This window comes from Moritella sp. 36 (assembly GCF_018219415.1).
Lineage (GTDB): Bacteria > Pseudomonadota > Gammaproteobacteria > Enterobacterales > Moritellaceae > Moritella.
The window spans coordinates 3,918,448-3,940,715 of record NZ_CP056120.1 but is presented as its reverse complement, the minus strand read 5'-3'; the positions used below and the strand labels follow the sequence as shown (position 1 = coordinate 3,940,715).

At 39.0% G+C, this 22,268-nt stretch carries 26 protein-coding genes; 20 read left to right on the top strand and 6 right to left on the bottom strand.

Annotated elements, in window-relative coordinates:
• The first annotated feature begins 127 nt into the window (after positions 1-127).
• From HWV03_RS17385 to HWV03_RS17375, 3 genes are read left to right on the top strand one after another with little or no spacing between them, the layout of a single operon-like run.
• Entirely contained in the window at positions 128-1,006 is an 879-nt protein-coding gene (locus tag HWV03_RS17385; RefSeq protein ID WP_211677021.1) for a LysR family transcriptional regulator, read from the top strand.
• A gap of 42 nt (positions 1,007-1,048) precedes the next feature.
• Positions 1,049-1,135: a hypothetical protein gene (locus HWV03_RS22840; RefSeq protein ID WP_370629437.1), complete on the top strand. Its 87-nt coding sequence runs from the start codon at positions 1,049-1,051 to the stop codon at positions 1,133-1,135.
• An 18-nt stretch (positions 1,136-1,153) separates the two neighbouring features.
• Positions 1,154-1,675: a GNAT family N-acetyltransferase gene (locus HWV03_RS17375; RefSeq protein ID WP_211677020.1), complete on the top strand. Its 522-nt coding sequence runs from the start codon at positions 1,154-1,156 to the stop codon at positions 1,673-1,675.
• 35 nt (positions 1,676-1,710) lie between these two features.
• On the opposite strand, the gene HWV03_RS17370 is transcribed toward HWV03_RS17375, so the two are convergent.
• Complete coding sequence (locus HWV03_RS17370; RefSeq protein ID WP_211677019.1) at positions 1,711-2,649, bottom strand: VirK/YbjX family protein; 939 nt, start codon at positions 2,647-2,649, stop codon at positions 1,711-1,713.
• A 369-nt stretch (positions 2,650-3,018) separates the two neighbouring features.
• On the opposite strand from HWV03_RS17370, the gene HWV03_RS17365 reads away from it, so the two are divergent.
• The 5 genes from HWV03_RS17365 (at position 3,019) to HWV03_RS17345 (ending at position 7,286) form a co-directional block, all read left to right on the top strand.
• Positions 3,019-3,438 (top strand): PACE efflux transporter, encoded by a 420-nt coding sequence (locus tag HWV03_RS17365; protein ID WP_211677018.1) that lies wholly within the window; start codon positions 3,019-3,021, stop codon positions 3,436-3,438.
• Between the two features lie 182 nt (positions 3,439-3,620).
• On the top strand, positions 3,621-4,787 hold the full coding sequence (gene metB, locus HWV03_RS17360; RefSeq protein WP_211677017.1) for a cystathionine gamma-synthase: 1,167 nt from the start codon (positions 3,621-3,623) through the stop codon (positions 4,785-4,787).
• A 105-nt stretch (positions 4,788-4,892) separates the two neighbouring features.
• Complete coding sequence (yqfB, locus tag HWV03_RS17355; protein ID WP_211677016.1) at positions 4,893-5,246, top strand: N(4)-acetylcytidine aminohydrolase; 354 nt, start codon at positions 4,893-4,895, stop codon at positions 5,244-5,246.
• 173 nt (positions 5,247-5,419) lie between these two features.
• Positions 5,420-6,136: a pseudouridine synthase gene (locus HWV03_RS17350; RefSeq protein ID WP_211677015.1), complete on the top strand. Its 717-nt coding sequence runs from the start codon at positions 5,420-5,422 to the stop codon at positions 6,134-6,136.
• Between the two features lie 121 nt (positions 6,137-6,257).
• Positions 6,258-7,286: a ChaN family lipoprotein gene (locus HWV03_RS17345; RefSeq protein ID WP_211677014.1), complete on the top strand. Its 1,029-nt coding sequence runs from the start codon at positions 6,258-6,260 to the stop codon at positions 7,284-7,286.
• 18 nt (positions 7,287-7,304) lie between these two features.
• On the opposite strand, the gene HWV03_RS17340 is transcribed toward HWV03_RS17345, so the two are convergent.
• Positions 7,305-8,246, bottom strand: coding sequence for a hypothetical protein (locus HWV03_RS17340; RefSeq protein ID WP_211677013.1), 942 nt, complete (start codon positions 8,244-8,246; stop codon positions 7,305-7,307).
• Positions 8,247-8,378: 132 nt separating this feature from the next.
• On the opposite strand from HWV03_RS17340, the gene HWV03_RS17335 reads away from it, so the two are divergent.
• A complete protein-coding gene (locus HWV03_RS17335; protein WP_211672733.1) occupies positions 8,379-8,843 on the top strand; it encodes an Lrp/AsnC family transcriptional regulator in 465 nt (154 codons plus the stop codon).
• A gap of 22 nt (positions 8,844-8,865) precedes the next feature.
• Here HWV03_RS17335 and HWV03_RS17330 read toward each other — a convergent pair whose 3' ends face one another.
• A complete protein-coding gene (locus HWV03_RS17330; RefSeq protein ID WP_211672732.1) occupies positions 8,866-9,504 on the bottom strand; it encodes an alpha/beta family hydrolase in 639 nt (212 codons plus the stop codon).
• Positions 9,505-9,689: 185 nt separating this feature from the next.
• Here HWV03_RS17330 and HWV03_RS17325 point away from each other — a divergent pair, with 185 nt between their 5' ends.
• Together HWV03_RS17325 and HWV03_RS17320 are read left to right on the top strand one after the other, a co-directional pair.
• The gene (locus HWV03_RS17325; RefSeq protein ID WP_211677012.1) at positions 9,690-10,010 is read left to right on the top strand and encodes a DUF2237 family protein; all 321 of its coding nucleotides are present in this window, start codon (positions 9,690-9,692) and stop codon (positions 10,008-10,010) included.
• Positions 10,011-10,107: 97 nt separating this feature from the next.
• Complete coding sequence (locus HWV03_RS17320; protein ID WP_211677011.1) at positions 10,108-10,425, top strand: ArsR/SmtB family transcription factor; 318 nt, start codon at positions 10,108-10,110, stop codon at positions 10,423-10,425.
• Between the two features lie 77 nt (positions 10,426-10,502).
• Here the strand turns inward: HWV03_RS17320 and HWV03_RS17315 are convergent, their stop codons facing one another.
• Complete coding sequence (locus HWV03_RS17315; protein WP_211672730.1) at positions 10,503-11,021, bottom strand: cytochrome b; 519 nt, start codon at positions 11,019-11,021, stop codon at positions 10,503-10,505.
• 134 nt (positions 11,022-11,155) lie between these two features.
• On the bottom strand, positions 11,156-12,580 hold the full coding sequence (locus HWV03_RS17310) for a lytic polysaccharide monooxygenase (protein WP_211677010.1): 1,425 nt from the start codon (positions 12,578-12,580) through the stop codon (positions 11,156-11,158).
• A gap of 412 nt (positions 12,581-12,992) precedes the next feature.
• Here HWV03_RS17310 and HWV03_RS17305 point away from each other — a divergent pair, with 412 nt between their 5' ends.
• From HWV03_RS17305 to HWV03_RS17280, 6 genes are all read left to right on the top strand, one after another.
• Entirely contained in the window at positions 12,993-13,874 is an 882-nt protein-coding gene (locus tag HWV03_RS17305; protein ID WP_255546897.1) for a helix-turn-helix domain-containing protein, read from the top strand.
• Between the two features lie 10 nt (positions 13,875-13,884).
• Positions 13,885-15,087: an EAL domain-containing response regulator gene (locus HWV03_RS17300; RefSeq protein ID WP_211677008.1), complete on the top strand. Its 1,203-nt coding sequence runs from the start codon at positions 13,885-13,887 to the stop codon at positions 15,085-15,087.
• A complete protein-coding gene (locus HWV03_RS17295; RefSeq protein ID WP_211677007.1) occupies positions 15,077-15,370 on the top strand; it encodes a hypothetical protein in 294 nt (97 codons plus the stop codon). Before HWV03_RS17300 ends, HWV03_RS17295 begins: the two co-directional genes overlap by 11 nt.
• On the top strand, positions 15,360-17,264 hold the full coding sequence (locus HWV03_RS17290) for an ATP-binding protein (protein WP_211677006.1): 1,905 nt from the start codon (positions 15,360-15,362) through the stop codon (positions 17,262-17,264). The genes HWV03_RS17295 and HWV03_RS17290 overlap by 11 nt, the downstream gene beginning before the upstream one ends.
• Positions 17,265-17,369: 105 nt before the next feature.
• Positions 17,370-17,765, top strand: coding sequence for a DUF3859 domain-containing protein (locus HWV03_RS17285; protein WP_211677005.1), 396 nt, complete (start codon positions 17,370-17,372; stop codon positions 17,763-17,765).
• A gap of 44 nt (positions 17,766-17,809) precedes the next feature.
• The gene (locus HWV03_RS17280; RefSeq protein ID WP_211677004.1) at positions 17,810-18,445 is read left to right on the top strand and encodes a hypothetical protein; all 636 of its coding nucleotides are present in this window, start codon (positions 17,810-17,812) and stop codon (positions 18,443-18,445) included.
• Positions 18,446-18,471: 26 nt separating this feature from the next.
• Here HWV03_RS17280 and HWV03_RS17275 read toward each other — a convergent pair whose 3' ends face one another.
• On the bottom strand, positions 18,472-19,143 hold the full coding sequence (locus tag HWV03_RS17275; protein WP_211677003.1) for an ureidoglycolate lyase: 672 nt from the start codon (positions 19,141-19,143) through the stop codon (positions 18,472-18,474).
• A gap of 191 nt (positions 19,144-19,334) precedes the next feature.
• Here HWV03_RS17275 and HWV03_RS17270 point away from each other — a divergent pair, with 191 nt between their 5' ends.
• From HWV03_RS17270 to HWV03_RS17260, 3 genes are all read left to right on the top strand, one after another.
• The gene (locus HWV03_RS17270) at positions 19,335-20,345 is read left to right on the top strand and encodes a putative 2-aminoethylphosphonate ABC transporter substrate-binding protein (protein WP_211677002.1); all 1,011 of its coding nucleotides are present in this window, start codon (positions 19,335-19,337) and stop codon (positions 20,343-20,345) included.
• Positions 20,346-20,457: 112 nt separating this feature from the next.
• Complete coding sequence (locus HWV03_RS17265; protein ID WP_211677001.1) at positions 20,458-21,579, top strand: TauD/TfdA family dioxygenase; 1,122 nt, start codon at positions 20,458-20,460, stop codon at positions 21,577-21,579.
• Positions 21,576-22,118 (top strand): HD domain-containing protein, encoded by a 543-nt coding sequence (locus tag HWV03_RS17260; RefSeq protein WP_255546894.1) that lies wholly within the window; start codon positions 21,576-21,578, stop codon positions 22,116-22,118. Before HWV03_RS17265 ends, HWV03_RS17260 begins: the two co-directional genes overlap by 4 nt.
• Positions 22,119-22,268 lie beyond the last annotated feature (150 nt).

Here is a 22,268-nt window from a genome sequence, read left to right as displayed (position 1 = left end):
TAAATAGTTAAGGGAGTAGCATGATCTGCTTTATTAGGGTCATGCGGTACTAACAATGCTTATAGACTAACGTTCTAATGCTAATATGAAAAATATATAAATATCATAGAAGGTATCTATTTTAGTTATGCTTAATTCTAAAATACTGCATTATTTTGCCACTATTGTTGCCCTGGGCAGTTATACCAAGGCGGCCGGACACCTGGGCATTGCTCAATCTGCGCTGAGTATTGCGATGCGTAAATTTGAAGAGCAAATAGGTATGCCATTATTGATCCGCAGTAGTAAAGGCGTGGTCGTGACCAAAGAAGGGGAAGTTCTGCTTGCACACAGCAAGGGTATTCTTGCTCGTATTACTGATGCTGAAACCGCGTTACATGATCTACGGGGTTTAGATCAAGGGGAGGTTAACATTGGTATTCCGGGGATGATGGGCTCGTATTTCTTTCCCGAGATCTTAATGGCCTTTAAGTTTAAGTACCCGAATTTAAACTTAAGCATTATGGAAGGTGGCACGCAAACGATTAAAGAAAAGTTACTCTCGGGTGAGTTAGATCTTGGGGTGATTGTCGATGATCATATCCCTGACAGCTTACAAGTTCAGCGTTTTGTTCGTCCACAAATGGTCGCGGCAGTCGGCAGGAACCATGCCTTAGCAAATGCGAAGTCAGTAACTTATGCAGACTTTTTCACTCACGAATTAGTGATGTTTAAGGCCGGATATTTTCATCGCGAAGTGATTGATGGCCTGTGTAAGGCGAATAATATGACCGCCAATTACTCCTTTGAAACAAACTTGATCACCATGATTCTTAATATCGTTAAAAATGAATTTGCCATTACCGCGCTGCTTGAGTTAGTCACAGATCAAGAAGCGGACGTTAAAGGCATACCGTTTGATCCGCCTATTTATTTGGACCTGGCACTCGCGTGGCGTAAAGATGGGTATTTGTCTTTGGCTAATAGACGCTTTGTTGAATTTACCCTTGCGCAGGTGAGTGAATAGAAAATCTTTAATAGCCCATTTTTATATGCAGGTCTATTGACTGTGGTATTAAGTTTAAAGATAAAGAATACGTTAGCTGTGGTTTTTATAGGTATGTGTGCTTTCATGATACTTAGATTTACGCTATAAAGTAGTAAAGGGAGAAATATGCAGATCACGACTCAACGTTTAAGTATGTGTCAAATAACGGAACAAGATTGGCCGTTATTTTTACGTTTACATACAGAATCGCGTGTGATTGAAAAATGTTTTGATCAACCAAGTGAGGATGATATTCGCGTTAAGTTTGAATCGCGTTTACCTCGATGGTCTGTCACTTCTGGTGCTTGGTTATGTTTGGTGATCACCGATGTTGAAACCAATACGGCAGTTGGTATCACGGGTTTTGATTATGATGGCCGATCTGCAGAAGTCGGTTATCTGTTATTACCGGAATACTTTGGTCTGGGTTATGCCACTGAGTCATTACTTGGCGTTATCGCTTGGGCAATGCGAGTGCATCTTATCTCAGTCTTTCAAGGTATCGTGACTGAAGGTAATGTTGTTTCAGAAAAGGTGTTGGCGAAGTGTGGTTTTAAGCTTGATGAAGTGATACCACAAGCATATAGCATAGGTGGTGTTTTATATGCAGATCGGATTTATAAACTAAATACAAGTTCACAAGCTTAATGTTGTGAACTTGTATCTAGCTGTTGAGTATGTTTTTAGCTAGTTTGTTCGTTTTTTATTATTGGGTTCACCAGCCAAGGCGCTAAATTTGTCGCCATGGTAATTTCAGAGTCATCTAACCATTGGTATCGTTTAGTGTACATTTTACGTTTGGTTTTTTTCAATGTCAGTGGGTCTTTTCGTGGCGTAGACACAGACAAACCAAAAAAGTATGGGTCTATTTTGGTTGCTTCAAATTCGTCCCACAAGCCATCATAATCAAAGGTTATTACTTTTCTTTTCGAGATAATATAATTCAATGCTTGATAGACATGACCTTTATTAGAAATAGCTTTGACTTCACTAATACCTAAAATACGTGCCAACATTAATGCCATTTCAACTAATAATGATTTGGTGCGTAATCCGTGTAATGATTTAGTTAGTTCTTTAATTAGCGCATGACGGTTTTCTATTTCCTCACTAGCACCTTGCAATGCCCCAATGTGCATTGTTTTAGTATGGGTACCGGAAATGTTACATGTTAAAGTATAAATATTTTGATATTTTTCGTTAACCAAACGAATACCAAGGCCACCCTCACGGCTAGACCCTTGATATAACATAACGTAATATTTCTGTCCGCTTAAACTTTCAAAATCTAAGATGCTAATACCTTTACTTGAAACCACAGTACTCGCGTGTGAGCCAAAAGTATCATCAATAAACAGATAATGTTCGGTTAAATATTTAATTCGTTCTGTACTTGACCAGTTAGCGCATATGTAGGGCTTTAGCGGCTTTTCCATGATTCTAGGGTTGTTTTTAAATACTGGTTTTAAATTATCTCGGGAAAAAAGATCTGCCATCGCATTGACTGATTTACCGTTTTTTAACGCCCAAAAAGAGAACCTGACTTTTTTTTGTATTTTTTTAATCCCTTTTGCATTCGGGTAAATCTGATCGGCTAATTCAAAGATGTTAATTGTAGACATCGATTTTTTATTCCTAGTTGGGCTGTTATTTATACTTTAAAGTGAGGTTTATTACATTGTTCAGTATTAATGTCTTACGATATTAATACCTGATATGTAGAATTTATATGGAATCTAGCGCTACATTGATTTCATTTAACCTTCCCGTTATTCAGAGTTATTATACTAAAAGTAGTATTTTTAGCTAAGTGTAATTTTGTATGTTTTTGTAAATTTGAGGTCGCCTGTGCTTAATACATCCGAAAAACAGATGGAAACTAACTTTTAGTTATGTTTTTTCACTATAGAATAGCCGCCACAATAAATATTTATAAAAGTATGGTTACGACAATGGGTGTGACATACAGATGATGATGTGGAGAGCAAAAGATGAGAACAAGATTAGACCGTATTAGACATGCGATTTTATTTGAGATAATTGGCCTAGTTGTGATTATGGGTATATTAAGTCAACTCGGTTTTGATCTTGGTCATGTCGGTGCTATGGGCGTATTATTCTCGGTTGTCGCGACGGGCTGGAACTATGTATACAACATTGGTTTTGATAAATACATGTTGAAAAAAATGGGTTCAGTGACGAAAACAACCCTGATCCGTATTGTACATAGCATCGGTTTTGAAGGCGGTTTACTGTTTTTAACTATCCCGTTTATGGCGTGGTTTTTAGACTTAAGCTTATGGGATGCGTTTGTGCTTGATATCGGCATGGTTGTTTTCTATTTGTTTTACGCTTATGGCTATAACTTAGCGTACGATAAGCTATTTCCAGTGCGGCCTACCGCGGGATAATGGCACTAAAGTACATTATAAATCTGACGAGAATGATGTTTATTTCACTTATGTTAAAAACATCTTGACCAAAATATGTAGAACGCTTAGTGTTATAGCTGTCTGGAAGTCCAGCTGTTCGGCCATCCATGGTGATTGTTGAATATAATTATGACCACGGTTGTCGAATATGAGGGAAAAATATGTCAAATGCCAAGATAAAAAATATCACTACAGCGGCAGTGAGAGCAGGAATAAATACAGATGAGCATCATGGTGCTGTCGTTGCTCCCATTCATTTATCAAGCACTTATTCATTAAATGGTTTTAATGATAAACGTACGTTTGACTACTCTCGTACGGGAAATCCAACCAGAGCAACATTCGCACAAGCCGTTGCTGATTTGGAGCAAGGTAGCGTAGGTATTGTTACCAGTACTGGTATGTCAGCTGTGCATCTTCTATGTCAATTGTTGTCCACTGATGACTTAGTGGTTATTCCTCATGATTGTTATGGCGGTAGTTTCCGTTTATTTACTCATTTAGCTAAACGTGGTCAATTTAAACTCATTGTTGTTGACCAGAATGATCAAGCCGCATTGGCCCAAGCGTTAGTTGGAAAACCTAAGTTGGTGCTACTGGAAAGCCCAAGCAATCCATTGCTACGCTTAGTCGATATTGAGACTGTTACTAAAGCGTGTCACGAGGTTGGTGCCTTGGTTGCGGTTGATAACACTTTCCTTTCTCCTGCATTACAACAACCGTTAGGACTCGGTGCAGATATTGTTTTTCACTCTACGACTAAATACATTAATGGCCACAGTGATGTGGTTGGTGGTGTTTTAGTGACTAAAGAACAAGCCCTTGGTGAAGAGCTAGCTTGGTGGGCAAACTGTATTGGTATTACAGGTAGCGCTTTTGATAGCTTTTTAGCGTTACGAGGGCTAAAAACGTTACCTATTAGGATGAAACAACACCAAGAAAATGCTTTGCAAGTGGCGAGTTTTTTAAAATCTCATCATGCTATTGATACCGTGTATTTTCCTGGTTTTGAAGATCATCCTGGTCATGATATCGCTAAAAAGCAGCAGGCGGGTTTTGGCGCGATGCTCAGTTTTAATGTTAAAGGTGGCGAAGCGGCAGTGAAAAAATTATTTGCTAATCTAGAGTTGTTTACGTTAGCGCAGTCATTAGGTGGCGTAGAAAGTCTTATTTCTCATCCTGCAACCATGACTCATGCTGGTATGGAAGAAAGCGCTCGTCTTGTTGCTGGTATTACAAATTCGCTAGTAAGAATTTCTGTTGGTATTGAAGATATAGATGATATTTTAGCTGACTTAGCAAATGGTTTAGCTAAGAGTCAACAATAGTAGATAGTAGATAGGGTGATAACAATCACTCTATCTTATTGTGGGTAGTGCTGGATAGAAAATAGGATATAATGCCTACCTCTTATCTTTATAATAGAAACCCGCATGACACAACCAACCACCATGACCTTCTTTGAACGCTTTGAAACAGATATTCTTAGCGGTAAAAAAACCATTACCATTCGTGATGCATCTGAAAATAACTATGTCCCGGGTTCGATAGTGACTGTTTCTACGTTAGAAGGTGGACGTGAGTTTTGCCAACTATCTATTATCTCAGTAGAGCCTATTTTATTTACCGCGTTATCTGATTTTCATGCCGAGCAAGAAAACATGACATTAGCTGTGCTGAAAGCTGTGATCCAAGATATTTACCCGGGCATTGAACAGTTATATGTGGTGTCTTATAAGCTTGTTGCAAAGTCAGCTTTCGATGCAGACGCGGTGCCGATGACGTAAGCACCACCCCATTGGTGTTGTACTTGGTATACCGACATAATAAATTCCTTTTAATGATGAGATCTTACACTAATCTACTGGTTTTATATTATCTATTGATACTTAAAATCGCGTTGATTATTACTGCTGAACAAGGATAATAGCGCTCTTTATCTGATATAGAATTTAGTTTAATGCGCCTTGATAAATTTGTTTGTAAAAGTACTGAGTTAAGCCGAACCGAAGCAACTTCGATGATAAGTGCTGGTTGTGTCGAGGTTAATAACGCAGTCATTTGTGATGTGACAACGCAGGTGCATGAAAACAATTATATTAGTTTAAATGGTAAGGCGCTGATAGCAAGAGCGTCCCGCTATATCCTCATGCACAAACCGGCTGATACCATTTGCTCTAATATCGATGAAGCTTACCCGTCATTATTTAATTATATCGATGTCGCTAACGCATCCGAATTACATGTAGCAGGGCGCTTAGATGCCGATACGACCGGGCTAGTACTGGTCACTGATGATGGGCGTTGGTCATTTAATATCATTACCCCAACCAAGCATTGTCAAAAGGTCTATCGTGTTGGCTTATCTCGACCGATTAGCGATGATGTTGCGGTTAAATTTGCTTATGGTGTGCAATTACAAGGCGAGCAGCAATTAACACGTCCGGCTATTTTAGAGGTTGTATCACCGAAAGAAGTATTATTGACAATTACCGAAGGTAAATTTCATCAAGTGAAGCGCATGTTTGCAGCTGTAGGGAATCGGGTGGTGAGCTTACACCGCGAAAAAATTGGTGCGATACAGTTGGATGTAGAAGTTGGGCTGTGGCGTTACTTAACCGATGATGAAGTGAATTCGTTTAGTAGTGAAGATAAGATGATAGATAATCTGCTTTAGCACTTGACATAAATCTAAGCAATACACACTCGTTGACTATTTTAAGAGCGATATAATACGTGGTTTGTTATTGCAAATGAGATGTATTACTATTGGTGGGTCGTTATTATTAGGGTGTTATATGTCTACTTTTTCTCTGTTATGTTCTCCATCAGCACGTGTATTCAAAAATTATAAACGTAGTTTCATGAGCGTAGTACTTACTTCCGCACTTGTAGGTTGTGCGACTTCCCCATCCTTAAAAGAGACTGAACAAACTATTCACCCATCGGAAGTGACTACTTACTTTGGGTATGGTTTACAGTCTCCCTCTGGTCAGGATATTAACTTGAAACGCTTTGTTGCTGACATCCAAGGTGCCGATGTTGTGCTGGTGGGTGAATGGCATACTCATACTGGTATTCATCGTTTTCAAACGGAATTATTACAAAGCATGATTGCGGAGAACGACAATGTAACGCTGTCGATGGAGCAGTTTACCCGTGATAAACAAGCGATTGTTAATGCTTATTTAGCGGGTGAAATAGGGGAGGGAACGTTAATAAAACAGGGTAATGCATGGCCAAATTATACCAGTGATTATCGCCCGTTAGTGGAGTTAGCCAAAGCCAATAAAATTGATATTATCGCGGCAAATGCACCTAAAAATATCATTCGTTGTATCGCCAAAGAAGGCATCAGCTATGTTGATAAATTACCAGTGGATGAACGTACTTGGTTAGCCGCGAATATTAATATCCAAGACTCGCCGTACAAAAACCATTTTATGGCGTCGATGCACCATGGTGATGAAAGTCAAAATGAGAACAAGTTTGCCTCACAAGTGACGTGGGATGAAACCATGGCGGAGAGTATTGTTAACTATTTAGCGCTTAATCCGAATAAACAAGTGATGCATATCGCGGGTAAATTCCATACCGAGAATGGTCTGGGAACGGCTGCGAGTATTCTTGCGCGTGCACCTGAATTAAAAGTGGTAATTGTCACCCCGGTTGATGTAAATGCTGAGAACATCCTTACAGAACAAGCGACAAGTGATTATCGCCTGCAGGTTATTGCGCCACCCAAACAATTCGTGAAAGAAGCGAACATGATGGCGTCATTCAAAGGCTTATCTCAGCGTAATGATAAGTTAACGTGTATTGAATAAATGCGTTTAAAAGTATTTTTAACTGGTTTTAGTGATCGAGTAGGAAGGTGACTCCTGCTTGATACAGCGTGCTAAAATAGCGATAACAATAAAACCAAATACTAATCGTCCCCATAAAATAGACATTACATCTGCACCTAGTAGTAAGATCAAGAGCGTATCTTCAATTATACTGTGCGTTAAGCCTAGAAAGCAGACGGCGAGAAAAATATCACGTTTACTTATTTTTCCTGTACGCGCTTCATCAATTAATAACCCCGCACCAAAGCTTAACCCAAGCACTAAGCCAATCACACAGACATTGGTTGTTTCTTTACCTATGGTTAATGCTTTTAAAAATGGTGACAGCAGCGTTTGTATGAGTTTTTCGATCCCACACCATTTTAATAAGCGCAGTAAAATTATCAGTGCTGCAATGATGAAGAAGATAGAGGCAAGCATGGTTAATTGGGCGATCGCCCAATCCGGTATACTTGAAGATGCAGGGGTGGGTTGCCAAACGATGACTGCTGGTTGTTGCTGCCAATCCCCGAACTGATAAATTTGATTCGCGATCATACCAAGTATAAATCCACCACCTATACGTAACGGCAGGGTGATACGCCAAGACACACCTGATAACTTAGCAACAGCACCTTCGACGGGCAATGCGTGTGCGAGTAACATCATGATGCCAAGGACTGAGACCTGGGCGACGCTCAACGAACTATCACCCGCTAACTCAAAGAATACTGCCATGCCGGTATAGATATTGGTGAGCATTGCGGTCGCCCATACCAGCCCCATTTCGTCTGGCAAGCCTACGAGGTTCATGAAAGGAGATAAGAATGCTGCCAGCCATTGTGTGCCACCAACAAGATCGAATCCTTTGACGATAATAAGCGCAGGAACCATGACTTTGAGCAGTGTTAGATACACACGCCAGACATCGAGTAATAATAATTTTAAGGTTGTTAACATGTGATGGCCTCCATGGCTGCGAAATAAATACCTGTTTGATGTCACTTATTATATTCAAGTAGATAGAAATAGTTTCAATGTTAACGTACAAATGTGTATATAAATTTCTTATTTAACTTGGTTTGGTTAATTATGTTTCTTGATCGGCTTGATAAAGCGATATTACATCAGTTACAGCAAGATGCTTCGGTGAGTAATTTGCAGTTAGCATCACTCGTGGGTCTTTCTCCACCCGCTTGTTTTAAACGTGTGAAAAAATTAAAAAACGAAGGTGTTATTGCCAGTCAAGTAGTACTGCTTGACCAAGATAAGCTGGGTGCGTGTTTGCATATGATTGTAAATGTGGAGATGGAGCGAGATAGATTAGATTTGAATGATGGCTTTATTAAACATATCCGCACCGCTCCTGAAGTCAGAGAGTGTTATCAAGTCACTGGCGAAATTGATTTTGTGTTATTGGTGACGGTTGAAAATATGCAGCAGTATGACGACTTCTGCCGACGTTACTTATACAGCGAGCCGAATATGAAAAACTTTAAAACGCAGATATCGATGAACCGCCTCAAATACGATACCCGCGCCGTCATTCCTGATTAGCAGATTTAAGCGATTAAGATACCTATGCTAATACTTGTTTAATAAACATTGCCATATTATCTATGGTCTTTTGCAGGTGGGCTTGATGAGTAAAACCACTTTTAACTCTTGGTTTTAAATCATGATCGCCGTCTTCTAGCCATAACCATTCGATGTTATCTGGTAGGCCATAACTCGCTACTTCTTCTTTTGTGCCTAACTTGTCTCGCTCACCCTGAGCAATAAAAACCGCTTGTTTAATAAGTGGGAAATGTTCGGTACGTAGTGATTCTGGTTTATTCGCTGGATGGAAAGGAAAACCTAAACAGGCGATGCCTTTTACTTTTGAATTTACGGTCAACGCATCTGTCGTCGGATCGGATGCCACTAAACTTGCCATGCGTCCACCCATCGATTTACCCCCAATAACCATAGGTTGGTCAATGCTGGTGATAAGCTGTTGGTACTGGGCGATTAATTTAGGTGCACGTTCTGGTGGTCGGCGAGTACCGTTATCAACGCGTTGTTGCATATAAGGAAAGTTGAAACGAGCAACACGAATACCGTGTAAGGCTAATCCTTTGGCGATTGCTTCCATAAAGTCAGCAGTAGCAGGCGCGCCAGCACCGTGAGCGAATACAAATAGTGGGCCATCAACAGGGCCGTTATAAATGAGTTCCATGATCTTCCTATGCCGTGAGTAGTATCTATGCGCGTTAACGCATTAAAAGAGCATTATACGTTATTGCTTATGGAATCGTAATTAGATCATCAGATGAGCCTAATAGACGGCTAAAATAATAAGTGCTAGTGTAATTAGCTTAGGCTTAACTTTAAGTCTAATTCTAACCATAAAAGGCGTTCGTAATGGAAATGTATGATTCAGTGAATGTATTTGGTGAGCAATTGGAGTTGTGTGGTGAAGATCCTGTCACCGGTTTTTATCGTGATGGAGCTTGCAACACTTGCAGTCAAGATGCCGGCTCGCATACGGTATGCATTGAAGCCTCGGCCAAATTTTTAGAATATTCTCGTTTTAAAGGCAATGATTTATCAACCCCTGTACCTGACTTAGATTTTAAAGGCTTACAGGCGGGTGATCGTTGGTGTTTGTGTGCGGCTCGTTGGTTACAGGCGTTAGAAGATAATATGGCGTTACTTAAACCCTATGCAATAGATTTGAGTTAGCGTATTAATTCGGCCCTTTGTTAGTCTAGCTTGGCAACCCTCATATGTTTCTGCTAATATCGAAATATATGTTGTTAGGGGTTAGGCGGAGATAAAAATGGATATTGATATTATTGCGAAAGCATTGAAAGAACTTGGGCATCCAACACGATTAACTATTTTTAAAAGCGTTATCCGTGCGGGTTATCAGGGGATCGCCGTTGGGGGGTTACAAACGCAACTATCAATCCCAGGATCGACATTATCACATCACATCTCTAGTTTAGCGTCAGCTGGATTACTCTCACAGCGCCGTGAAGGACGAATCTTGTACTGCGTGGCTGAATATGAAAAATTACAAGCTGTGATTGGTTTTTTACAAGATGAGTGCTGTATTGATGAAGTGAAGAACAATGCTGCAGAATCTGAACAGTAATTATTTATCATTGATATTCGTTCCGTAACTTAATATGAATACGGAACGCTATCTCGCGTAGAACCTGCCTCTATGACTTAAATCATTCTTTTTAAAATACGCCTGCCCATCATTTCATGCTTTATTAACGCGGCTAAGTGACACACGACTAATACCGCTAATAATCGGCAGGTGTACAAATGCATCGTTTCAAAAAAATGAATACTGCTTTGCTGTTGCAGTAGCTGCGGGATGGTAAATAATTGAAACACAGTCACATCATGATCCATCATCAATACACCACTTACTAGAACCAATGAAACCAGTACATACAGTAAGGTATGTCCGACGTGGGCGAGTTTGACTTCTAATGTCGACATCGCGGGGTGTGCTTGGGGCGTACCCTGTTTTATTCGGTGGTAAATACGCCAGCAGAATAGTGGAATAAATACCGTTGTTATCGACACGTTGAAAATTAAAATTTGGGATTTAATATGTGTTTCTAGCTCGAAAAAGGCGATATATAACCCCGATATACTTGCCCATAAGATAACGAGAGCTGAAATCCAATGAAGATATTTCGCGGTTATATCAAATTTCTGGGTGAGTTTACTCATCTGCTTTCCTTCTTTTGACACGAAAAAAAACAGCGCAAATATGATTTACGCTGTTTTTCAAGTTATCCTTTTTTGAAAGGATAATGTGTTAACGACTTGTGTATGAGGGCTTATTCACAAGGGTTAACTTGGTGCTATGCACACGGCCCGACTAATACCCAGCCTGAATACTGTGCATCTGGTGCTTTGCCGCTATCTGTCCAACGTTCTGCACGGTAAACATGACCTTGGTAAGAGACTTCGTTACCTGGTTTGTATTGCTTGCTGATATCAATTGCTTGAATATCTTGGCAGTCGCCAGGGATGTCAGCATCAAGGATTTTGAAGCTATTTGACACTTGTAGCGATAGATTGCTGTTATCGTTTGAGTTGGCTATTGAGACCAGTTTAAACGTGCCTGCAGTTGCATTCTTGAGTGATATTGTAAAGTGCTCAACCGTGTCATTAACATTCTTAGATTTTGATGCGATGGCTTTGTTATTTGCATCAAAGATAGTATTGGTGACATTTAAGTTACCGACAGCTTCAATGCTAAACGTGACATCAACAGTATTGTTGTCAATTATATATTCATCTTCTAGACCTAAAACGGTAATGCTGTCATCAACAGGTACGTCACCTTTAATGATATCAACTTCAACAGAGCTAAGGTTAGAGCCCGCTTTTAAGTAGATAGGGTTATTACCGTAAATAGGGGTAAATATATCGTTGTCACTTTTCGTACCCGCTTGCGCATCGGTTTGATTAGCATTAATTGCAGTGGCCAGGTTGTAAGACCACGTATTTTTTTTACCATTGGCAGTGGAGTTAATTTCAATGATGGTTTGAGTGGTGAATGAACCTACCGATGAATCAAAGAAGCGGGCTTTTACTTTATCACCTACGGCTAAGTCTTCTTGTGGTGTAATTGTGGTGCTTTGCTCCCAAGCATCGGGTGGTGGTGGTGGGGTTACACCGTCTTCAAATTCCACATCGATAACATTATAGAACGCATTCGCGGTATCGTCGATCGTCCAGACGGAAAGGATCACCTGATAGCCACTACGTTCTGGTACGTTACAGCTGTGTGCCTTGCCTAAATTTTTCAGTGGTTGTTGACCACCCATATCAATCACACAGAAAGGGTTGGCTAAGTCAAAAGATGCGCGGGTTAGTGGTGCGTTTTGGTCCCAATCAGGTTTGGTGATGTAATAAACATAATTGGTGGTTTTATGATTAGCTGTGCTAAACCAGCGGAAGTCATTTAAGCCCGCTTGGATCTTAGTTTTATACCATTTATTTGATGATTGCAGATCAAGTACATCAAATGACCCGCCTTTTTGTGCTGATGCTATCTTACCGTCTACAGGACCTTTAGTTGGAAAGCCTTTTGGCGCTTCTAAGCTTTGTCTATCGTATGAAGCATTTACACAATCATTTTTAGCTCCATTGTCTGCATGACATAAATTAACGCGAGAAGGAAATGCACCTGCTACATACCCGTGTGCAATAGCGAATGTTGGTGCTAAAGCTGCGGATACTGCTAAGGCACTGAGTGACGTTAATATTATTTTTCTCATATGAGACTCCATGTTCATCAATTTAAAATGCGCAGATATAGAGCATATGTGATGCCCGATTGTTGCGTGATATAGCATAACGAGGCGTTATATCTACCACCAGAGTAATATTTTATATATATGTATAAACATATGCCTAGTTGAGATGTCCATATTTATGCATGCTACGCATGTAGGCATTTATTAAAATAAAATTAAAATTATTACTGTGGAATTAGTGCATACATGAGAATATATTTATAAATCTATTGTTTGGTGGCATTTTTATTTTTAACTTGGTGGCGTTGAATAATGAAAGTAATTAGGTTTGTTATAGCGGCATTCGATATAATTGGAAGTGAAGATGGTATATAAAATATACTCTTATCAAAAAGCTGTAATAATGAGGGTATTCTCAAGTTTTTTAAGGAAAGTGCGCACAGAACATGACCTTTCCCAAGAGGGCTTACGTGCTTTATTAAATGAGAGAAGCCATTCCTTTGATAGCTTAGATACTATCTCAATCAGTCGTTGGGAACGTGGCATCAACACACCTTCTTTAACGAAACAGTCAGAAATAGCAGAGATATTTGATGATGATCTGTTTAATATCTACAGTTCAAATGCAGACTTTGTAGAAGAGTGTTCATCTTTTATTCAACTTTCGTCTTGCGTCAAGAATGATAAAGTTACTCACCCTTATTATAAGAATGAGCAATACTATACTCAATCAATGCTACCTGAGCATGCTGATTTTGAGTCGATGTTAGAGCTTTGTTTGGTGTATGAGGGGAATCCCCGCTTATTTCCAACACGCCAAAAAATGACGACTACAGAGTCGCTAAAACCACTCACTTTAGTATCTGCTTTTTGTAGTTTGAACCAGTTAGTTGGACATTGCTTATTTTGCAAGGTAACCACGAAAGCATTATTTGAATTTATGAATAGCAGCATAGATATTCTGGAATTACTGAATATTGCGAAACAAGACCGGGCGAATGTATTGGTTGTACTCTCTTCTTTTGGTGTATCCTCACAAATTGATAATCATATGATGTCTGTCTACCTTAATCAGCTAGCGACAGATAAAGCGATTGAATATTTAAGTTTTAGTACTTGTGATAGCAAATTGAAACAAAAATTGATGCAGATGAAAATCCCCATGTTTAAAGTCAAACCAATTGAACACCAATCTAAAATTATTCAGAATTATTCGTTTATTATGAGTCGTTCTGAAGTCATGGCAAACCGAAATATGCTGATGCTTTCAGTTATACCAACACGAAAAATACAACCTACGAATGTCGGTATATAGCGGAGTAATTATGAATATTTTGATTGTCGATGACCAAAAATTTATCCGAGAAGCGATTAAAGCCGATCTTGTTGAGACTAGCGTCGAGCATGATCTTCAGATGTTTGAAGCTGAAGATGCAAATCAAGGTATTGAAACCATTGTTGCTACCGAAGGCAATATTGATTTACTGATCTTGGATTTAAAAATGAATAACAGCGATGGAATGGAGGTAATTAACTTCTTATCTGTACACGCATGTTATTCCGATATACCACTTGCAGTCATTAGTTCTTCGGATCAACGGACTCTTGAGTTAGTGAGTAGTATTGTGAGTAGTTTAAAATTGAACTTAGTTGGCGTTTTTGAAAAACCGATTAATGTGGGCTTTATTTTAGCGCAAGCGACACGCTTACAAAATCAGTATGGCAATGAAATAGACGTAAACGAATCCGTAAATACATCTGATTATGATATAAATAAACTGCTTGAAGATGAACAAGTATTACTTTGTTTTCAACCCCAAATAAATATGAAAAGTAAACGTATCATCGGCTTTGAAGTGTTAGCTAGAATGTACGACGAAAATGGTTACATTTATCCAGATACGTTTTTACCCTTGATTGATAAGGCTGGGCTTAATGTCGAATTTTCGATGATGATTATCGCCAAAGCATTCAAATTCTGGGAAAATGAAACGGGCGTTACTAATTATAGGTTATCGATTAATGTCACTGCTGAAGATTTGATTTGTGATAGCTTGATTGATTACATCATTAGTTATAAGAAAGCTCACACCCACATTAACTTAATCTTAGAGCTTACCGAGTCACAGAAAGTGATTAATCAAGCCTGCGTATTAAATTCGATCGCGCGACTGATTATTAATGATATCGGTATTTCACTTGATGATTTTGGTAAGAGTTATTCGACTTATGAACGTTTAGATACTATTCCTTTTAATGAAATTAAAATTGATCGCTCTTTTGTGTGTGATATTGATACAAACAAACAGCATCTCCTCATTGTTGAGTCCACGATCGCCTTAGCTAAAAAAATGTCTGTGAGTGTTGTAGCTGAAGGCATTGAGACTGAAAGTGTACTTAATATTTTAGATGAGCTTGGTTGCGATATTGGACAAGGATATTTATATAGCCCGCCAATTGAAGGCCGCTATTTAAAAGCTTGGGTTAATCGTTACGTGCATAAGGATACTGCTATTAATGAACATTGATATTAGTGACAGCCTACGTCACTTTTTTTGGGGGTATAGTGAAGCAAGACGCTTGCCTTTATACCGAGCATTGGTCGAAGAGTTGGTTAATATTCACCAGCAAACGGCCTTAGTTGACAATGATGATAAGCTTAATGCACTAAAGCATCAGCTTAAGGGAATATGCCGCTATCTATCTCTTGCTCTTGATGAACAGATAAATATGATGGCTACTCTTGGGCAGTTACATTGTCTTGCTGACAACATTCACGGGCAAGTTGCAGCGATTGAAGATGAATTATAAGTTTAATATTCACATTTATATTTGTGTTTGTGTTTTATTTACTACGGTACTTGTTACTTCATTTGTCAGTTATAGTTTAGATGAATCTAAACATAACCATGATAAAAAAGTGGCAACGCTAATGGCATTTAGTCAAGAAAAGCATTTACAACATAAACTTATTATTAATGCGATTAAATCTTTTTTTAAATCATCTGTAAGGGTAAAAAAAAACGAGTTTTCTATTTTTACCCGAGAATTGTTGGGCACAAGAGAAGCGCTGATTTTTACCTTAACACCTGAGATGACGCTAGGTTATATTTCGGATGAAAAGTTTGTACCTGAATTGGAACAATTAAAAACCACTTTAGATGAACATGGCAAGCTTAGAGGGGAACTTGATAACTATGAATTGATCGGTGTGAATATTAATGATCCTCATATGCCGTATTTATTTTATGCTACACCAATAAAGCGTCTGTTATTTAACATCAATAAATTGAACGATACTTGTTTGCAATATTCGTCATCACAAGGATATGTTAAGAATCAAAGCTGTATGATGCAATCAACAAGTATGATATCTGAATTGTTTAGTCATAATACCAAACTGAAAATTAGTCTCCCAGAGTATGACTTTTATTATACGCTAAGTATCGGTTCGAGGGCGTCATCGCCAATGATCATTGAGTTTGTTTGCGTAATATTATCCTTGATATTTATCTGTTCGCTTATTTTTGTGTTGTTGTATTTTAAATTAGAGAATAAGCGTTTATTTAAACGTATTACGAGAGAAAATAAACTAAATGTCGCGATGGTATCAAGTATTAATCATGAAATTAGAACACCGATTAATGCGTTATTAGGCTATAGCCAGATGCTAAGAGATATGCCTCAGATCAGTGATGAACATAGTGTACTTATTGATAAGATGCAGTGGTCGGCTAATTTACTGTATTCAGTAGCAGAAAGCACCTTGAATTACAGTAAGTCAACTGCAGGGGCTCTAGTATTAAATAACGCTCCGATTAATACCTTACAATACATAGGTAACATCCAAGATTATTATAACAAGTTGAGTATTCCTGTCGGTAAAACATTAGATTTTCATGTTAGTGATAAGTTACCTGCAGTAATCAGTGTTGATAGTTCTAAACTATTTCAAGTTATCACTAACATGATTAATAACGCATTGAAATACAGTACGGGTAAGGCTGTACGCTGCCATATTGATGTTTGTCAGCGTGCAGGGTTTAACGAGGAGTCAATAATTCGAGGTCATTATGTACGTATTTTGATCCAAGACTCTGGGCTTGGCATGTCAACATTAACCAAAGAATTACTTATTAATCCTTTCAGTGTGGATACTGAGTCGAAATTCAAACATGTCTCGAGTATTGGGTTAGGACTTTATACCTGTAACCAATTATTAGCTCAAGTTGGTGGCAAGTTAAGGCTGCACAGTGTTAAAAATGAAGGTTCTAAAATCATGCTGCATTTTCCATGTCAGTTTGATTCATCAAGATTATCGCTGCGATTGAATCCGATAGATTACCGTGATGTGCGTATTTTAATTGTCGACGATAACCGCTTTAATCTGGAAGTATGCAATGCGATGCTGGCAGAAAAGCAGTTTAATACTGTTTGCGCGAATAACTCTGAAGTGGCGTTAACCCAATTTGTGAATGCAGAACCCGATGTTGTGATTGTTGATTATCAGTTAGATGAGATGAATGGCTTGGAATTGATTGCCAAAATGAAATGTATTCAAGCGAATGCGCAAACCCAATATTTTATCTTATCGGCTAATGATAAAAATGAGATAGTCGATAGTGAATTTCACTCCGATATTTATTTTATGCAAAAGCCGTTTAATACTGCGATATTTTTAAGTCGCTTGGGACGAGATAATTAATTCGCTTTTGTGGGGTGGTGTTTTACATCTTTCCACAAGCGCTAGTCATCGGTATTATACGGTGTTATTGAACGCATTAATTTCTGATTATCCCTAGGTGAAGCAATGGCTAAATACAAACCCGTCACTAAAATGCAAACATATGGCATTCATTCTCAATGGCAGAGCAAATCAAAAGACTTACCGAGTATTCAGCAGTTCACGACAAATATTCCTGCCGAAATTGATATTGAGTTTGGCTTTATCGTGAATATTAAAAAAGCCCGTGGTGCTAAGATCCGCTTTTGTATTGCTCACCCTGGTATTTTAGATGCTGAAGGCAATGTGCGTATGCCATTTACTGGGGAGGTTCATGTGACGAATAACGATTGGCAATTTTACTTAGGTGATACAGTGTGGCAGCCGATTGCTGATAAATGTGGTGACTGGCGGATGACGATTGAACTCGATAATAAAATTTTAGCCGATAAAACTTTTAATATATCGCTGGAACACTGTTAAAATTCAACCTTCATTATTATGTATAACCAACAAAGGCAGTAACTGTGGACGTTTTTATTTCCAAAAAAATTGATGACTCAGCGTTAAGATCTCATCCGTGGACGAATATGGTATCGGATGAGTCGAGTGTATACATGGATTTTAAACGACAGCCTAAGTTGATCCGTAGTGCATTAGAAGATCTGCTGCCATTTAATACATGGGACTTTGTTGAACAGTTTTATAGCTTAATTGAGTGGGTAAATGGTTCAAGCTCGCTATTGGAAAGTAACGATTGTGTGTTTAATGCGGTAGAAGATAACCGAGATCAACAATATCTATATGCGAAAAAATGCAGCGCACGGTTAATGATCTTGTTTCGAGATATTCCCGAAAACTGTCAGGAAAAAAGCATTAATTGGTTAATGAATAATATTCAATCAATGGCATCGTCGATGAAACCGGGCTTCAACACTGGTGCGATTGGTTTATCGCAATCACCAACATGTTATTTAGCACTCGGTGATAAACCAGATAGTGGTGGCATGGGTCATCAAGTGACGCTAAACTTTTTTGCTTACGGCAATAATGAACAGGATTGTTATGAGAGCATGAAAGACGTACTAAAGATTGCCCAACATGCTCTATTACGTGTGAATATGCGTATTAAAAACGGCGAAGTGGATGCGCTTTACCGTTAAATATTACGCTTAAAATTTACGGCGTATTATGCTGGCAACTGAGTTAAATCAACACGTAATAAGCAGTTAAACTCCTTGCCAAAATCAACTGATACACGGGCGTGTACAGCGCCTTGTTTATCGGCAAATTCTTGTTCTCCTTCAATGGCAAATACGCCTTCATGCCAAATATCGGCATGTATATAGGCGCCGCGTTCACCACTGAAATAAAAACACACAAAATCTTGTGGTTTCACGTCATCGCCAGGCAGTGCTAGTGGCACTAAGAATGGCTGGTTAGATTTAGGATAAAACATCTGACCACCATCGGGATGATAGTTGGCGTGCCATAAGATCAGCTGGCTTGGTTTGTCATTATGCGTATCTACAGCTATTTCTGGGCGTTGGTTATAACCGATAATATAATGGCCATCGACGGCTTTATTACGACCAAATAAGTAATCACCTTTCCAGGTACTAATAAAGGTCCCTTCAGTCACCCCACCTTCATCACCTGTATCTTCATCGACTTTTCGCCAACCTTGGGCTGGCCAGCGTGTGATCTCGATGTCAAAAGACTCAGGGTTGTCGACAAAAAAACCATAACCTTTTAGGCTTTCTGCAGTGGCTTCAATAATAGGAATATCCAATAAAGTCAGATCTGACGCGATATCAGGGTTGAGATAATTTGGAACGGTGTTTGAAACAGTCGATGTCATGTTAGTGCTCTATTTTAGTTGAATACACCATTAAACTAGCATCTGATTATTTAATTTTAATGACAAAATTTCATATTATCGAAATAATAACGGCATAAAACTGTCACATACCCAGTCTAGAATGTGCGTCATAAATACTTATCTATTGTGTAGAAAGTTATCAATTAATTTATCAATAAAGGATGTTATTGATGCACATTTTTAAACAGTCAATACTCACTGCAGCCATCATTTTAGGTGCTTCTTCTCCAGCGTTTGCGAAAGAGGAACTGACCGTTTATACCTCTTTTGAAACGGACCTTTTAGCCTTATTCAAAAATACTTTTGAAGAAGCTCATCCCGATATCGATATTAAATGGGTACGAGATTCAACGGGGGTGATGACGGCGAAATTATTAGCCGAAGGTCAAAATGCGAAAGCGGATGTCGTGTGGGGACTGGCGGGTTCATCATTAGCATTACTTAAAGATAACGGGATTGTTAAACCTTATACCCCAGCTAATCTTGATGGTTTAAAAGCGAGCATGGTTGACCCAGAAGAAAACAAAGCCTGGTTTGGTAATGACGCCTTCTTTAATACTGTTTGCTTTAATACCATTGTTGCTAAGCAACTTGGTTTACCAAAACCGAAAACCTGGGAAGACTTATTAGATCCTGTCTACAAAGGTCACATCGTGATGCCTAATCCAGGTTCATCGGGTACCGGTTATACCCAAGTAATAGCCTGGTTACAAGGGATGGGCGAGCAACAGGGTTGGCAGTATATGGAGCAGTTGGATAAAAATATTGCGCATTATACCCATTCAGGTTCTAAACCTTGTGTTCAGTCGGCAATGGGGGAAACTGTGATCGGTATATCTGCGGCGATTCGAGGTTCGAAGTTGAAATCTCAAGGCGCACCGATTGACTTAATTTTACCTAAGGGCATAGGCTGGGATACGGAGTCTGTTGGCCTAGTAAATGCTAATTCTGACGCGGCTAAGAAGCTGGTGGATTGGTCGTTATCACTGGATGCGAACAAAATGTACAACACGATTTATCCTGTAGTTGGTCATAAAGACGTGAATGGCGCTGTTGCAAACTATCCAAACGTAGAGGATGCAATCGTCGATATGGACTTTGGTAAAATGGCTAATGATCGTAGCGCGGTACTCACTAAGTGGTCTGATAAATTTAATAATAAATCAGAATCGAAAGGCTAATTTAACGCTATTTTTTATAGTTTCAATTCAACTCACTATTTTAGTTAAATCGGTGCAGTAAGAGATTATGATGATCTTATTGCATTGGTGTTTTTGATAACAGGATTTGTCTATGTTTACACTACGCGCTTCTCACCTTATTTATAATAATCAGCCTTTTCATTATTTTTGGTTAAAAGATAATTGTCGTTGTAACGACTGTTTACATTCGTCTGGGCAACGCTTGCAAGAAATCCTTGATTTAGATTTAGCGATAAAACCCGAAGTGGTTACTATTGAAAATGATAATTTAGTGATCACTTGGCAAGATGGACATTGCAGTCATTACAGTCAAGACTTCTTAGACAGTATGCAGAGTTGTGAGAACAAGGGGGTTGACGTCGATCATCGGGTATTGTGGGATGGGCAGTTAGCCGCATCAGACATCACCTTTAGCTATCCAGACGTACTGAGTCGTAATACGATTAAACGTGACTGGTTACGTGCTGTGGATCAATTCGGCTTGGCATTTTTACAAGATGTCCCAAATACCGATAAACAGCTATTTGAGGTCGTAAAGCAGTTCGGTTTTGTGAGAGACACCAATTACGGCAGCCATTTCGAAGTTATCTCTGAAGAAAATCCGGTTAATTTAGCCTATACCCCAAAACCATTAAGCCTGCATACCGACAATGCTTATCGCCATCCAGTACCGACATTACAGTTATTACATTGCTTAGTGAGCGCTGAACAGGGCGGAATAACCGCGTTAACGGATGGCTTTTATGCGGCGCAATTATTACAGCAACGTTATCCACAGCAGTATGAGTTATTAACCTCGACGCCAGTGACTTATCGCTTTAAGAATGATGAGACGCATCTTGAACATACCGGTTATATCATTGAGTTAAACAATAGTGGTCAACTCGAGCGTATCCGTTTAAATAACCGCTCCATCCAAGCGATCAAATTACCGTTTGTTGAGATGGCTGCATTTTATGAAGCATATCAAAACTTCAGCCGGATCTTACACAGTGAAGAGTGTAAGTTCTCGTGTACTCTACAACCGGGCGAACTGATGATCTTTAATAATGAGCGTATTTTACATGGCCGAGAAGTAGCGGCCGAAGGGGCGCGTCATCTACAAGGCTGTTACGCCGACATTGATTCTTTAAAAAGTACCTTAGCGGTACTTGAGACTAAGTTAGAGACGACGTTAGAAATTCAATTAGAGTCTAACGTGGAGATTAAATGATGGATATTATTGCGTTTATTAAACAGCAGTTCGAAGAAAATGGTCACGTTGCTTATGGTGAGCATATTTCCATGGGTGAGCATATGCTGCAGTCAGCCTATTACGCGGAGCAAAAAAATAGTAGCGATGCGATCATTACGGCGGCGTTATTACATGATTTCGGTCATTTGATCTTAGAACTACCAGAAGATATTACCGAAAACGGTATTGATGGTTATCATGAGGATGTTGGGGCTAAATTCTTAGCGCCGTATTTTCCGAAAAAAATTATTGATGGTATTGCACTACATGTGCAAGCAAAGCGTTATATGTGCGCTGTAAAACCCAAATATCATGGTCAATTGAGCCAAGCATCGCAAGATACACTTGCCGTACAAGGCGGTCCTATGAATCTTAAAGAGATTGCTGACTTCGAACAAGAGCCATTTTATAAAGATGCATTACAAGTACGTTTATTTGATGACCTTGGTAAAAATATTGAATTAGAACATCCTGATTTAACGCATTACTTACGTATTGCCGCGCAGTTTGTCGTGTAAATAATAAGTAAAGCCTTCGTTTTTTTATAAGATGATTTTAAAAAATCGAGGGTTTTGTATCTATGCTAGTGGCTTCTACGTGTCACATTATCTCTATAGCATAGGTAATGATATTTAGGCTAATGAATAAACTGACAAAATTTACACTCG